Origin of the sequence: Niastella koreensis GR20-10 (assembly GCF_000246855.1) — a bacterium.
GTDB lineage: Bacteria > Bacteroidota > Bacteroidia > Chitinophagales > Chitinophagaceae > Niastella > Niastella koreensis.
In genome coordinates this window covers 3,114,697-3,127,989 of record NC_016609.1, presented here as the reverse complement: position 1 = coordinate 3,127,989, position 13,293 = coordinate 3,114,697, and the positions used below count along the sequence as shown (strand labels likewise).

General features: G+C 44.2%; 16 protein-coding genes. 13 read left to right on the top strand and 3 right to left on the bottom strand.

What is annotated here, in order from left to right:
- Position 1: 1 nt before the first annotated feature.
- A complete protein-coding gene (locus NIAKO_RS12435) occupies positions 2-505 on the bottom strand; it encodes an endonuclease V (protein WP_014218777.1) in 504 nt (167 codons plus the stop codon).
- Positions 506-628: 123 nt separating this feature from the next.
- Here NIAKO_RS12435 and NIAKO_RS12430 point away from each other — a divergent pair, with 123 nt between their 5' ends.
- On the top strand, positions 629-1,282 hold the full coding sequence (locus NIAKO_RS12430; RefSeq protein WP_014218776.1) for a C40 family peptidase: 654 nt from the start codon (positions 629-631) through the stop codon (positions 1,280-1,282).
- Between the two features lie 186 nt (positions 1,283-1,468).
- On the opposite strand, the gene NIAKO_RS12425 is transcribed toward NIAKO_RS12430, so the two are convergent.
- Complete coding sequence (locus NIAKO_RS12425; RefSeq protein WP_014218775.1) at positions 1,469-1,894, bottom strand: hypothetical protein; 426 nt, start codon at positions 1,892-1,894, stop codon at positions 1,469-1,471.
- Positions 1,895-1,982: 88 nt separating this feature from the next.
- Between NIAKO_RS12425 and NIAKO_RS12420 the strand changes: the two genes are divergently transcribed.
- The 10 genes from NIAKO_RS12420 (at position 1,983) to NIAKO_RS38485 (ending at position 10,095) form a co-directional block, all read left to right on the top strand.
- On the top strand, positions 1,983-2,537 hold the full coding sequence (locus NIAKO_RS12420) for a hypothetical protein (RefSeq protein WP_014218774.1): 555 nt from the start codon (positions 1,983-1,985) through the stop codon (positions 2,535-2,537).
- 194 nt (positions 2,538-2,731) lie between these two features.
- Positions 2,732-3,769, top strand: a complete 1,038-nt coding sequence (locus tag NIAKO_RS12415; RefSeq protein WP_014218773.1) for a LacI family DNA-binding transcriptional regulator — start codon at positions 2,732-2,734, stop codon at positions 3,767-3,769.
- 53 nt (positions 3,770-3,822) lie between these two features.
- Positions 3,823-5,454, top strand: a complete 1,632-nt coding sequence (locus NIAKO_RS12410; RefSeq protein WP_014218772.1) for a pectate lyase family protein — start codon at positions 3,823-3,825, stop codon at positions 5,452-5,454.
- Between the two features lie 250 nt (positions 5,455-5,704).
- The gene (locus NIAKO_RS12405) at positions 5,705-6,277 is read left to right on the top strand and encodes a Crp/Fnr family transcriptional regulator (RefSeq protein WP_014218771.1); all 573 of its coding nucleotides are present in this window, start codon (positions 5,705-5,707) and stop codon (positions 6,275-6,277) included.
- 60 nt (positions 6,278-6,337) lie between these two features.
- A complete protein-coding gene (locus NIAKO_RS12400) occupies positions 6,338-6,994 on the top strand; it encodes a metal-dependent hydrolase (protein WP_014218770.1) in 657 nt (218 codons plus the stop codon).
- Positions 6,995-7,069: 75 nt separating this feature from the next.
- A complete protein-coding gene (locus NIAKO_RS12395) occupies positions 7,070-7,549 on the top strand; it encodes a YybH family protein (RefSeq protein WP_014218769.1) in 480 nt (159 codons plus the stop codon).
- Positions 7,550-7,630: 81 nt separating this feature from the next.
- Entirely contained in the window at positions 7,631-8,194 is a 564-nt protein-coding gene (locus tag NIAKO_RS12390) for a dihydrofolate reductase family protein (RefSeq protein WP_014218768.1), read from the top strand.
- A 52-nt stretch (positions 8,195-8,246) separates the two neighbouring features.
- Positions 8,247-8,588, top strand: a complete 342-nt coding sequence (locus NIAKO_RS12385; RefSeq protein ID WP_014218767.1) for a YciI family protein — start codon at positions 8,247-8,249, stop codon at positions 8,586-8,588.
- A 99-nt stretch (positions 8,589-8,687) separates the two neighbouring features.
- A complete protein-coding gene (locus NIAKO_RS12380; RefSeq protein WP_041346684.1) occupies positions 8,688-9,923 on the top strand; it encodes an RNA polymerase sigma factor in 1,236 nt (411 codons plus the stop codon).
- Between the two features lie 10 nt (positions 9,924-9,933).
- A complete protein-coding gene (locus tag NIAKO_RS38485; protein ID WP_014218765.1) occupies positions 9,934-10,095 on the top strand; it encodes a hypothetical protein in 162 nt (53 codons plus the stop codon).
- A 213-nt stretch (positions 10,096-10,308) separates the two neighbouring features.
- Here the strand turns inward: NIAKO_RS38485 and NIAKO_RS12375 are convergent, their stop codons facing one another.
- Positions 10,309-10,920 carry a hypothetical protein gene (locus NIAKO_RS12375; protein ID WP_014218764.1) on the bottom strand — a complete coding sequence of 204 codons (612 nt, stop codon included), beginning with the start codon at positions 10,918-10,920 and terminating at the stop codon, positions 10,309-10,311.
- Between the two features lie 67 nt (positions 10,921-10,987).
- On the opposite strand from NIAKO_RS12375, the gene NIAKO_RS12370 reads away from it, so the two are divergent.
- Together NIAKO_RS12370 and NIAKO_RS12365 are read left to right on the top strand one after the other, a co-directional pair.
- Complete coding sequence (locus NIAKO_RS12370; RefSeq protein WP_014218763.1) at positions 10,988-11,713, top strand: hypothetical protein; 726 nt, start codon at positions 10,988-10,990, stop codon at positions 11,711-11,713.
- 276 nt (positions 11,714-11,989) lie between these two features.
- Positions 11,990-13,210, top strand: a complete 1,221-nt coding sequence (locus tag NIAKO_RS12365) for a BamA/TamA family outer membrane protein (RefSeq protein ID WP_049815512.1) — start codon at positions 11,990-11,992, stop codon at positions 13,208-13,210.
- Positions 13,211-13,293: the final 83 nt, after the last annotated feature.

Sequence of the window (13,293 nt, the reverse complement as noted above, 5' to 3'; positions counted from 1 at the left end):
ATCAGGGCTCTTTCGTTATCCTATCCATTTCTTTTAACACCGTGGGCAATCTGAACTCACCATGCATGGTTTTGATATGTTCAGCCGCCTGTTGCAGATCAGTACCAACTGCGGTTACATATAATGGATTGGCACTGGCGCCACGCAACACTGGAATTACCTGTTGTGTATTCTGATGAAAATTGGTTTTGGCCACACCTATCACCGGTACCTGTTGCTGAATACTTTCATATAAATACGCACCCAGTCCGGGTTTACCCGAATCGTCCAGCACCACAAAACCATCAATTATTATAAAACTTAGGCTGCTTAAGTCTACCGCTGCACAGATCTCCATAATGCATGGCAGCTCGCGCTTATAAAAAGCGCCGGGCACATATGCTGCCACTTCATTAATATACCTGATTACATATTGCTGTGCAACAGCATCTTCCCAATGTTGAATAAAGGCGCCAACCGCTTTGGCGGTTGTTTCTTTATAATGAACATCAATTGCGAGGATCATAGTTGTTTTCTATAGCTACGAAAAATACGTTCCTGGCGCCAAAAATACGGGAAAAACACCTGTAGCCAGGAGGCAAAAATTAAAGTTATTTTTACCTGGATTTCTTTACAAAAACTAACCGTTATGTATTACAAGACAAGATCCACAGACACGCTGAGCAAATTAGCCAAAAAATTCTCCCTTCCGGAAAACGTGCTTAAGGCATTTAACCCACATGTAAACGGATCACTTTATACCGGAGACCTTATAAAAGTCCCTAACCTGGAGGATATCCCTGCCGATGCTGCATTTCTTACGGGCGTAACTAAAGACGCTATCATTAAAAAAGCTAAATCGGCTATCAATAAAGGAATCAGGTATAAATTGGGGATGGGCGGCACCAATCCATCGGCAAAATTGCCCGATCAGCATAACCAATGCGATTGCAGTGGTTTTGTATGCTGGGCATTAGGCCTGAACCGGAAAACAGATATTCCTTTTTATAAGAAATTCGGCGGCTGGATCTTTACCGATTCCATGGTTGCAGATATCAATAGTAATGCAGGCATCTTTGAAAAATTAAATACCCCGGTTGCAGGCTGCATAGTTGTGTATGGAGCCGGTGCGCAAATTGGTCATGTGGGAATAGTGTCGGAGGTGGCAGAAGGAAAAATGAAAAAAGTGATCCACTGTAGCAGTGGGAACGATAAAACCTTTAAAGACGCCATACAGGAAACTGTGCCAACTGTTTTTGACAGGGCAGATAGCTTCTGGGGAAAATATACAGATATTATTTAAGCCGGTGCAATGTTCTCAGGTCGAGATCATAAAAGCCTCCCGTTAACAATTATATGAGGGGCCTGCAACCTGGTACCATGCCCTGGCTGTTGACAACGATGACAACGTATATGTAGGTGATATTTTACAGAATACAATTCAGCTCTTCAGAAGAACGCCAACGGGGAAAATCATTCCAAAATAATTTTATAAAGCCACCCTTTCAAGTCCTTTTTCAATCCCGGCCCTTATCATATTCCCATAGCCATCATTGGGCAGAAAACCGGCATAGGATAAAGCCTCCTGGTAATTTAATTTTGCATTTCCCACATCGTGAAGATCTTCATAGCATTTCCCGACATTTAAATACAGCGAAGGCAGGGTAGCTTTAATACCTTCATCCTGGATATTTAAGGCATGCTGTAAAGCTTTTAAGTCCCACAATAATTTATTGAAAACAGTTTTCTGATGCCGGGCCACGTAATGCGCGGCGGTAAACTTCTCAAAATCTGTTTTCGCAACAGACCAGGCTTCATTGAACAACCGGGCAGCTTCGGCTGGCTGGCCGTTTCCTTCCTGCTCCATTCCTTTGGCGCAAAGTTGCACCACTTTGTTATCTTGATTGAATTCCATACATTTAAGAAATGTAAGCTAACTGATTTTACAGTAGCTGTAAATAAAATAACAAAACCGGTATTTCGTTTCCTGAATTATAGTGCCAATGCGTTTAAAAAACCTGATTATTTCAACGATTATCTTCCTTGCTGCCAGTCAATCTACTTTTAGCCAACAGGCTAACAGCAGCCAGTTTAAATTTATTGACTCCCTTCTTTCCAAAGACAGTTATCGCGTAGAGTTGCTTAATATCGAAAGGAAACCTCCGGCAGTTCGCGCAACCGGGTCAGTGCAGGTTAATCGCAATGCCAATGTGATTACGTTCTCAACTTCTGATAAAAGCCTTGAATTCCTGGAGTCCTTTAAAATTGATCTCCAAAATGAAATGGTACTCTTCAAAAATGACACCTTGCCCTTTTTAGATGAAGTATATATGCCGTCCAGCGTTTTTGGCGAATGGAATGGCTATACCTGGTTAAAAACAACTTCCAATACAGACCAGAATGAGGTTATAATCATCGATAAACAAACAAAAAAGTCAACCCAGGTTGATGTTGGTAAAATAAAGAGCACCAATAAGATCCTGTTACGGATAAATTCCAAAGAATTAGTGCAGGGGAGGCCCAAAGCACAGTTTACCGTTTCCTGCTATTTAAATTAGCCTGATAAAACCGGGCATTCTCCATAATTTATTCCCCCCGTGCAACCTCTTCAGGTGTAAATTCGACATTTATTAGTAAGTAGTTTTCATTAATCGCTGATTAAAATTCAAACTTTTAAGAAACGGCTTTTAGATATTCTGAATTTGTTATTTAAATTAGAATCCTGAAAACGTTTACAAAAAAACGATTGCTTTTGAATACTTCCCAAAAACAACCTGCGAGTTTAAAATCGGTCGCCAAGATGGCCGGGGTATCCATTGCTACTGTTTCGAGAGTACTGAACGGGGACCCTGTTGTAAAACCGGAAACCAAACTGGCGGTGGAAAAAGCCATTAAAACAGCTGGCTATCATCCCAACCGCGTTGCCCAGCGTTTACGTTCCTCCTACAAATCGGGCAGACTTATTGGCCTGGTAATTCCAGACATTCGCAACCCCTATTATATCGATGTGATCCGGGGCATTGAAGAGTCGGCCTATGCCAATGGCTCAGCCGTACTGATCGGGAACTTTTCCCAGGACCCCGAGAAGGAGAAAATGTATATCAACATTTTGAAATCCGAGTCGGTAGACGGGTTTATCATAGCGCCGCACCACGGGCACGACAAATACGTCGAGGACCTGATTGAGCAAACGCATGCGGTGGTTTGCATTGACCGCGGACTGGCCAACTGCAGTACCGATGTAGTGAAATCTGACAACGAGCGCGGGGCATTCAATGCGGTAGAGCACCTGATAAAACTGGGTCACAAACGCATTGCGCATATCACCGGTAACCTGTCCATCCCCACCACGCACGAGCGTATTGCGGGTTATATAGCCGCCTTGCGTAAATACGATTTACCTGTAGATGAAACACTTATCCGCGGTCGCGCCTCCGATTTCCAGAGTGGGATCGATATTACGGCACAACTGCTCGATCTGCCCGAACCGCCCGGTGCCATCTTTACCGCCAACAACCTGCTTACGCTGGGTTCGCTGGAAAAGATCCATGAACGGGGCGTGAGCATTCCCGATCAGATAGCCATCGTAGGTTTCGACGATATGTATTGGGCAGCCTCCCTTAACCCGGCGCTCACTGCAGTCAGGCAACACGGTTTTGAGATCGGTAAACGAGCCATCGAGCTGCTGTACCAGCGTATCGAAGACCCCTCGCGGCCGGCTGCCAATATTATCATCAATACCGATCTGATGGTTCGCAGATCGTGTGGATTTAAACCAGGCACTCCATAAGCAATCTCTTTTTTTGAATAATTCTGTAAACGTTTACAAAAAATCTCACTAATATGAAAAATGGCCTTCGGGTTTCTGTTCTGGCACTGGCTTGTATAGGATTCAGCACGGTTACACGTGCACAATATCCCACGATCCCAAAATCAGTGGAAGATTCAGCCGATCAGGTAATGGCAGAAGTAAAGAAAAAGTCTGATGAAGCTTGGGCAAAAGCATTACCCATTGTAGAAGCAGATGCCAAAAAAGGAAAACCGTATGTACCCTGGGCTTCCAAACCATCCGATCTGCCACAGGCGAAAATCCCGGCCTTCCCCGGCGCAGAAGGTGGCGGCGCGTTTACATTCGGTGGCAGAGGCGGTAAAGTAATTGTGGTTACCAACCTCAACGACAGTGGTCCCGGTTCATTCCGCGATGCCTGCGAACAGGGAGGCGCCCGTATTATCGTATTCAACGTATCAGGTATTATACATTTAACCAGTCCGGTAAGCATTCGTGCACCGTATGTTACTATTGCCGGACAAACTGCTCCCGGCGATGGCGTTTGCATTGCCGGTGAATCTGTATGGATAGATACCCACGACGTAGTTGTACGCTTTATGCGTTTCCGTCGCGGGGCTACCGAAGTTACCCGTCGCGACGATGCGTTGGGTGGCAATGGTGTTGGTAACATCATCTTCGACCACGTATCCGCCAGCTGGGGCCTGGATGAGAACATGAGCATGTACCGTCACGTATATACAAAAGGCGACGGTTCAAAACCAGAGAAATTACCTACAGTGAACATTACCATGTCTAACTGTATTTTCTCCGAAGCACTGGATACTTATAACCATGCCTTCGGAAGCACCATTGGCGGACACAACAGCGCGTTTGTACGTAACCTGTGGTCGAGCAACATCAGCCGCAGCCCGTCAGTTGGGATGGATGGTGACTTTAACTTCGCCAACAACGTAGTATATAACTGGTGGAACCGCAGCGCCGATGGTGGGGATGATAAATCGTTGTTCAATTTCATCAACAACTATTACAAACCCGGTCCCATTACCCCATTGGATCAACCGATCGGTCACCGCATTCTGAAACCGGAAGCCAGCCGTGATAAAGCACACCCCGATGATTTTGGTAAAGCGTATGTACACGGTAACATTGTAGAAGGCAACGAAGCCGTTACCAAAGACAACTGGGCCGGTGGCGTACAGGTGCGTGAATTACCCGATTGCGGCGAGTTCACATCAAAGATCCGTGTAGACCAGCCATTCCCCATGCCAAAGATCCATATCATGCCGGCTCAGGAAGCTTACAACTATGTGCTCGAGCATGTAGGGGCTACTTTGCCAAAACGTGATCCGGTTGATGCCCGTATTGTTAAACAGGTTAAGGAAAACAAGATCTATTATACAGAAGGTGGTATTCTAACGCACCCCGGTGAAAAATATGTTCACCAGCGTTTACCGGTTGATTCTTACAAAAAAGGCATCATTACCGATCCCAGCCAGGTAGGTGGTTATCCTGAATACAAAGGAACGCCTTATAAAGACAGTGATAACGATGGTATGCCCGATGCCTGGGAAACAGCCCACAAACTGAATCCCAAAGACGCTTCTGACGCAGTAAAAGACCGCGATGGCGATGGTTACACCAACATCGAAGAGTTTATTAACAGCGTAGTAAAAGACAAAATGTAGGCCAAACGCTCAACGCTGAACGCCTAAGGCTGAAGGCTGGTTTTCGAAAACAAAACTCCCGACTATTATCAGGATGTTCGTTTCCCTTCCCAAACCAGAGGCAAACAAAGTGGTGTTGTGGATTAGATAGTCAGTAGTGAGTAGTCAGTAGTGAGTGGGTTCCCGATTGTTGGAAGGTCAGAATGATAGCGAGGTCACTCACTACTGACTACTCACTACTCACTTATTAACTATTCTTATATTTGACCCTATGAATGAACTGGAAACCTATATCTCATCGTTCTGGAATATTACGGGAACAGACCTTCAACTGGTCGCCTCCTTTTTTCAACCCGAAACCATTCAAAAAGGCTCATATTATTTAAAGCCTGGCAAAGTTTGTAATTCACTCAGCTTTTTGCAGTCGGGCTTAATGCGGGTATACCTGATCGATGACAGTGGCCAGGAAATTACCCAGTGGATCGCAGGCAAGGGCGGTTTTATCACCGATCTGGCAGGCATGCTGTTTCACGACGTTTCAAAATGGTATATCCAGGCCCTCACCGATTGCGAATGTTATACCCTCAACCGTACGGAATATAATGCTATGGAGAAGGCTGTTCCCAAATGGCACCAGCTCGAAAAACTCTTCATTGCCCGTTGTTTTGTATTTATGGAACAGCGCGTGTTCTCCCTGTTGTCAATGAGCGCAGAAGACCGCTACAAATGGCTGTTCAATTACAATCCTGCACTTTTTAATGAAGTGCCGTTGCAATACCTGGCCTCCATGATGGGGATGTCGCCCGAAACGCTGAGCCGGATCCGGAAAAGAATAAGTTCTTGACAAAAGTCAAGCGATGCAATTTTCTTTTCGATGATATTTGAATCCTAAATCATATGATACATGTTTATAGGACATTTCGGCGTAGGCATGGGGCTTAAAAAGACCGCACCCGCTATCTCTCTCGGAACTTTGTTTATTGCAGTTCAATTGTTGGACCTGATCTGGCCAACCTTCTTACTGTTGCATATAGAGAATGTTATTATCCATCCCGAACTCAGTGGCAACCGCATTTTGGAGTTTAAAAGTTATCCCTATACACACAGTCTTATAGGCGCATTGGGCTGGTCGGTATTATTTGGGGGTATATACCTTCTGGTTAAAAAGAATGCCAGGAATGCGTTTATATTGGGCGCAGCGGTATTCAGCCATTGGGCGCTCGATTTCTTTGTTCACTTTGGCGATCTGCCACTGTTGCCAACTAACAATTCTACCCATGTGGGGTTAGGTTTGTGGGGTTCACCCATGGTTGAAATTATTATAGAGATCATAATCTTTGTAACCGGCATGGTGCTCTATCTCCGCACTGTTCAATTCAAAAATACGCTGGGCAAAGTAGTTTTTGGCGTGCTGATCGCACTGTTTGTACTGGTACAATTGTCCAGCACCTGGGGACCAGCGCCAGCCAGCGAAACCGCTCTGGCCTGGAGCGCGCAATTTCAATGGTTATTTGTGCTGCTGGCGTATTGGGCTGACAGGAATACCAAACAAGTGGCTTAAAAATATTTCTGCAAACCTGTCCAATCCCTCAAAGTCGATCGTCATTAGTTTTTAAACCATTAAAGTTTTTAGCTAATGAAGAAGAAATTAATAATGACATCAGGCCAATGCTTACTGATGTCATTTTTGTTTTTAAAAAGCATGGCGCAGCAAACCGCCAACAAGAACCTGCAGGAAGCCAAAAAGCAAATTGAAGCCAGCAATGAATTATATTTCCAGGCTTTCGCCAAAAACGACTCAGCCCTGCTGATTGACCGCTATACAAAAGACTGCTGGATCATGATCCCCAACATGCCTACACTTTGCGGTATAGAGGCGCCGCACCAGATCTTCAACATCGCCTATAATAAGTTTGGCCTTAGAAATGGTAAGTTTATTACTATAGACGTATTTGGCGATGCCGCTGAATATGTTACCGAAGTAGGTTTTTGGGAAACATATGGCGCCAATAACCAGCTTTTTGACAATGGCAAATTCCAGGTGTTGTGGAAGAAAACCCCGGCCGGCTGGAAAATGTTCCGGGAATCGTTTAGCAGCGACCGCGGGAAAAATTAACCTGCTGAAAAAACTTTCCCAAAGCTGTCCAATCCCCGAAAGCCGATCGTCATTAGTTTTTAAACACCAAAATTTCAACAAATGGGACGAGTAATATGCATGGTCAACATCACCCCCGATGGGTTTACCGACGGCAAATACGCCACCACCGATGCAGAGTTTTATGAATTTGTACACGAGCTGCTGGCAGAAACCGAAACGGTAGCCTTTGGCGGCAATACGTTCACGATGTTCCAGGACATCTGGCCGGCCAGGCTGGAAGATGAAAACAGCCCGGACCACCAGATAAAAATGGCCGCTGCACTGCACAACAAACACAAAGCTGCTTATTCATCAACCCTGAAATCGGCCACCTGGAACAATTCAACCATTGAACCTAAAGTGGATGCCGAAAAGATCAACAGGTATAAACAAAAAGCTCAGAAAGGATTACTCACAATCGGCAGCCTGGGCCTGGTAGCGTCATTAACAGACATGAACCTGGTCGACGATTATTACTTTTGCTTTCAGCCCCTGATTGCGGGTAACGGTGATAGCAGGCTTTTCGACAAGCTGACCCTGGATGCCATGCGCCTGCTAAAATATGAGGACAGCCGGCAGTTAAAAAACGGCGTTCACATTATCCATTACACGAGCGTACAGTAAATTCGTTTACCGTCCGATGCTATTTTTCAAAAAAATTTAAATGCTAAATAAAATGAAAGATTTTCTTTTAATATTCAGAACCGATATCGCAGCCATGCCCAAACGTTCACCCGAAGAAATGCAAGCCAGCACCAAACGCTGGATGGATTGGATAGGCGGCATTGCTGCTCAAAACAAATTAACCGACCGCGGCAACAGACTGGTGCAAACCGGTAAGGTATTGAACCCCGGCAATGTGATTACCGACGGTCCTTACACCGAAATAAAAGAATCTATTGTAGGGTATAGCATTGTAAAAGCCAATACGGAAGAAGAGGCAACAGAACTGGCAAAAGGCTGCCCCATCCTGGCGGCAGGTGGCAATGTTGAGATAAGAGAGATTAGTGTATTATAGCGTAATTTTGAAAACGCAAAGATGACCTGTCAGGTGCGCCATTTGAGCTTGAATTATCAAAGGGTTTGCGCGCACCCGACAGGTCATCTTCACACTTTTATGCAACAAGCCGAATTAATACCGCATTTATTCAGGACCGAGTACAGGAAGATAGTTTCTGTACTCAGTAAATTATTTGGCATTGACCATATTGAAATTGCGGAAGACATCGTAAGCGACACTTTTCTTTTAGCATCGGAATTATGGGGGTTGAAAGGGCTTCCCGAAAACCCTACGGCCTGGTTGTATACCGTTGCCAAAAACAAAACAAAAGATTACCTGAAGCGCAACACCTTGTTTGCTCAGAATATCTCAAAAGAAATAAAATATACCGCTACCACTTCAGAAGAAATAGAAATTGACCTGTCAGTTAAAAATATAAACGACAGCCAGCTGGCAATGATGTTTGTGGTTTGCCATCCCTGCAATGCTGCCGAAGCGCAAATAGGCCTGGCACTAAACCTGCTTTGCGGTTTTGGCGTTGATGAAATTGCGAACGCCTTTCTCACCAATAAAACGGCTATTTATAAACGCCTGCAACGGGCGAAAGAAAAGTTAAGAACCGAGAAAATAAAAATAGAACAACCAACCTCATCAGAAATAAACGACCGCTTACCAGCCGTTTTAACCGTCTTATACCTGCTTTTTAACGAAGGCTATTATTCCTCCAGCCAGGACATTACCCTTCGCCAGGACCTTTGCCTGGAGGCCATGCGCCTGACTTATATGCTTATTGAGAACGAGCACCTGAACCAGCCGGCAGTCAATGCCCTGCTATCCCTGATGTGTTTTCATTCATCAAGATTTGATTCAAGACTGAACCAGCATGGCGGAATAGTGCTGTACCAGGACCAGGATACCACCCTTTGGAACCAGGAACTGATTGAAAAAGGGGAGTACTTCCTGAACCAGGCATCAGAAGGAAACACCCTTTCAAAGTATCACCTGGAGGCCGGCATTGCTTACTGGCACACAATTAAAGCCGATTCGGAAAACAAATGGGAAAGTATTTTATTTATGTATAATCATCTGTTGCTCATTGAGTATTCACCCATTGCAGCCTTAAACAGAACCTATGCCCTGGCCAAAGCCCGCGGAAAAAAAGAAGCCATTATTGAAGCGGAAAAGATAAACCTGACCGGGCACCATTTATACCACTCCCTGTTGGGTGAATTGTATACAGGTATCAACAACACAAAAGCCATTGAGCATTTTAATAAAGCATTGGCGTTAACCAAATCAACAGCAGACAAGTTGATAATCTCCAATAAAATACTTAAATTGATGGAACAATAATCAGTTCTTTATGGCTAACAAATCAGTTTATTGGATCCCTGTAATCGGGGCCTTTATCAGTTTGGCTAATTATGATAAGGAAAACGGCCTTAGCGAAGGCTGGAGTTATTATCAGGCCCTCATGATCATTGCAACCATTTGGATCATTTCATTAGTCGTGTTCTATAAATAATCCTCCCTTCCGAAAACATTGGGCCAAAAATTCAAACACGGCCGTTACCCTTCGGTTTACCTCTTTTGATAAATGAATGCTGAGCCAGGACATATACGGATAACAACGCGCTTCTTTTAGACCCAATTGAGACATTATTTTTAACACCGATGATCGATCCATTTCGGGGAAAGGATTTATCACATCTCCGAAAGCAGGATTTTTATACCCATATCACACCCCCGTTTGCGGAAGATAACCAGCCTTAAATGCATTTACTGTTGAAGCAGGCGTAAGCACAACCACCTCCATTTTACCAGGTTTCGCAATACCGGTACCATAACCGGCCGGTGACCATTGGTACAACCAATCACCCTTTATTAAAAAAGGCCTTTCGTCGAACCACACAAACGTTCCATCGGGCAATTCGCTGATGTCCGCGGCGAATGTTACTTTGGAATTACCTGTTCCCATGCGCTCCTTGTGAAGGATCGCATCAATTTCATTGATGCTGGTTTTATCATTGAAATGGTAGGCGGAATTCCCTTTTAGCCAGTATTCTTTAAATCGTTTATAATCTTCCCTCCGGCATTCATAACAGGGGCGATGGCCCGCCGCAAAAGCAGTGGCTTCATCCATAAAAAACAGTTCGGTATATAAGCCCGGTGACATTACCGTTCGCTTCCTGTCTTTAAATGAAAGCACACAGGTAATCCAGGCCAGTAACCGGAATGGCCGAACGATTTCCTTCCTGTCATTATGCAGCAGGCCCCGGTTGCCCATCCAGGCGCCCCTGGCAGCCGTGCGGATAATTTCACCCAATGGATTTACCCGGTTTTGTAACATAATACCTGATTTTTTAATAAGTTTACTTCGAATGTAAACAAAAGCCCGTTGGTTTAAACTCACCATTATGAATATAAACGTATGCCTTACCCTGTTTATACTAACCTCTTATCCGGCCAAAGCCCAGGTTCAGATCTCTACGCTTACGGATAAGAACGATCACTCATTTCCGCTTATCCATGCAAAAAATACAACCATAGCCAATAACATAAACAGGTATCTGCAAAGCAACATATTGAGCAATGAAAAAATGGAGACCAGTCCCACTAAGATTTTTGAAAATTCTAAATATATAAATACAGACAGCAATCAACAGGCAGGCTACACCGGGCTTAACTATAAAGTAGCAGTAAACAACGCGCAGATACTGTCCCTGTCATTTGACATAGAGAGCATGGGCGCCCATCCGGAACACTATAAAGAATATTACAATTTCAACCTGCATACCGGAAACCTGATCGCAGCAAAAGATCTTTTTACAACGGCCGGATTAAACTATCTCCGGAAATTCCTGTCGAACGAGCGAAACAGCAGGATCAACCAGTTCATCAGTGAGGAATATTCAAAGTCTGAAGACAGTACCTTAATAAAAGACACCTATAAGGAGTGTAATGAGAAAGCAGATGAAAACAACATCTCGATCGCGGCTTATGAAATTGTCTTTTATAAAGAATATTGTTTTCCGCATGTCGCCCGGCCTTATGACACAGATCTGGATGTTGTATGTAAGATCAAACAACTGGAAAAATATCTAACCGAGCCTGGTAAAAAGCTTTTATTATTAAAAAAATGAATCGACCAACCACCCGTAATTTATTATTGTCCTCCATACACATAATAGCACAAGCAAAGCCCAGAGGAGTTACGGTGGCATACTGCCGCCCCCATTTATTTTGTAGCAATTCGTCTACAAACGCATGATAATCTTTAAAATAACGTCTGTTGTGGTTAAGATGCGGTTAAAATGTTTAGCCGGGCACAACAATTATATGGTTTTGTTATAATATTACGGGTTTAAACCGTACGTCATTACCTAAATTACCGACTTTTGATACGTAAGCTGATTTTAATGATTCTGGTGATAGTGTTGGTTCTAAAAAATTACGCTCAGGTTCCTGAACAAGATAAATTACCCCCCAAAAATCCTTCCGATAGCATTCCAGCAGCCATAGCCCCTGAAAAAGATATGGGCGATGTGATACATCATTGGTTTTACCGGCACGCACCATTACAGGTTGATGCGGGTTTGAAAAAAGATACCCGCAAACATTTCTCCATTGTGCCTGCAGTAGGTTATACCCTGCAAACCGGGTTCGCCGGTATTTTAAGCGGCAATATGGCCTGGTATACCGACACCGCTGAAGACACCAAAATTTCCAGCGTAAATACCAACATTACGTATTCGCAGTACAGGCAAATACTCATTCCCTTTCAGATAAACAGCTGGACAAAAGGCAACCGCTATAACATCATTACCGATTTCAGGTTTCTGCAATACCCCTCCGTTATCTATGGTTTGGGGGGAGAAACAGATCCCAACCAGGGATATACCATCGATTTCACCGGCATAAAAGTACACCAGACGGTGATGAAAGCACTGTCGCATAACTTCTATGTTGGACTGGGCTATTACTTTGATAAACTCTGGGACATCCGGGCAACCGATTCTTTATCATTGGATCTAAAGGATCAACTGACAAAAAAATTAGGTACCACAGAAACCGCTTCAGGGGTGGTGTTTCGTTTTTTATATGATAACCGGCTTAACCAGATCAATCCGCAACAGGGCCTGTATTTCAACGTAGCTTACCGCTACAGTCCTAAAGCATTCGGCAGCGACAGCACCTGGCACTCGGTATTAATAGATGCCAGAAAGTATATTCAATTCCCCAAAAGTTCGAAGAATGTATTAGCGTTCTGGTTCATGCAATGGTTTGTAGCAGGCGGTACGTCGCCTTATTTATTGATGCCCAGCACGGGCTGGGATGATAACTACAACACCGGCCGCGGTTACATTCAGGGCCGGTTCAGAGGTAATAACATGACGTATTTTGAAACCGAATACCGCTTTGGCATCACCAACAATGGTTTATTGGGCGGCGTGGCATTCATCAACCTGCAACATTTTTCACAAGATATTTCTGCGGCTTATAACACCATCTTTCCCGGCTACGGGCTCGGTCTGCGCTTAAAGCTTAACAAACATTCCGGCGCCAATTTGTGCATCGATTATGGCTTTGGTAAAAACGGCTCCCGCGGGTTCTTTGTAAATTTGGGTGAGATATTCTAGAACGTTATAAAAGGGAGGTGCAGCAATTTTATTAGACAACTTCCAGGATAAAAATCTCAATTGTAGGAAGTATATTGAGTTAG

Excerpts from the sequence above, each read along its gene's own strand:
- NIAKO_RS12380 (WP_041346684.1), top strand. The coding sequence starts at position 8,688 with ATGCAACAAGCCGAATTAATACCGCATTTATTCAGGACCGAGTACAGG.
- NIAKO_RS38485 (WP_014218765.1), top strand. The coding sequence starts at position 9,934 with ATGGCTAACAAATCAGTTTATTGGATCCCTGTAATCGGGGCCTTTATC.
- NIAKO_RS12365 (WP_049815512.1), top strand. The coding sequence starts at position 11,990 with ATGATTCTGGTGATAGTGTTGGTTCTAAAAAATTACGCTCAGGTTCCT.
- NIAKO_RS12425 (WP_014218775.1), bottom strand. The coding sequence starts at position 1,894 with ATGGAATTCAATCAAGATAACAAAGTGGTGCAACTTTGCGCCAAAGGA.
- NIAKO_RS12395 (WP_014218769.1), top strand. The coding sequence starts at position 7,070 with ATGAAGAAGAAATTAATAATGACATCAGGCCAATGCTTACTGATGTCA.
- NIAKO_RS12435 (WP_014218777.1), bottom strand. The coding sequence starts at position 505 with ATGATCCTCGCAATTGATGTTCATTATAAAGAAACAACCGCCAAAGCG.
- NIAKO_RS12370 (WP_014218763.1), top strand. The coding sequence starts at position 10,988 with ATGAATATAAACGTATGCCTTACCCTGTTTATACTAACCTCTTATCCG.
- NIAKO_RS12400 (WP_014218770.1), top strand. The coding sequence starts at position 6,338 with ATGTTTATAGGACATTTCGGCGTAGGCATGGGGCTTAAAAAGACCGCA.
- NIAKO_RS12420 (WP_014218774.1), top strand. The coding sequence starts at position 1,983 with ATGCGTTTAAAAAACCTGATTATTTCAACGATTATCTTCCTTGCTGCC.
- NIAKO_RS12410 (WP_014218772.1), top strand. The coding sequence starts at position 3,823 with ATGAAAAATGGCCTTCGGGTTTCTGTTCTGGCACTGGCTTGTATAGGA.
- NIAKO_RS12385 (WP_014218767.1), top strand. The coding sequence starts at position 8,247 with ATGAAAGATTTTCTTTTAATATTCAGAACCGATATCGCAGCCATGCCC.
- NIAKO_RS12405 (WP_014218771.1), top strand. The coding sequence starts at position 5,705 with ATGAATGAACTGGAAACCTATATCTCATCGTTCTGGAATATTACGGGA.
- NIAKO_RS12375 (WP_014218764.1), bottom strand. The coding sequence starts at position 10,920 with ATGTTACAAAACCGGGTAAATCCATTGGGTGAAATTATCCGCACGGCT.
- NIAKO_RS12390 (WP_014218768.1), top strand. The coding sequence starts at position 7,631 with ATGGGACGAGTAATATGCATGGTCAACATCACCCCCGATGGGTTTACC.
- NIAKO_RS12430 (WP_014218776.1), top strand. The coding sequence starts at position 629 with ATGTATTACAAGACAAGATCCACAGACACGCTGAGCAAATTAGCCAAA.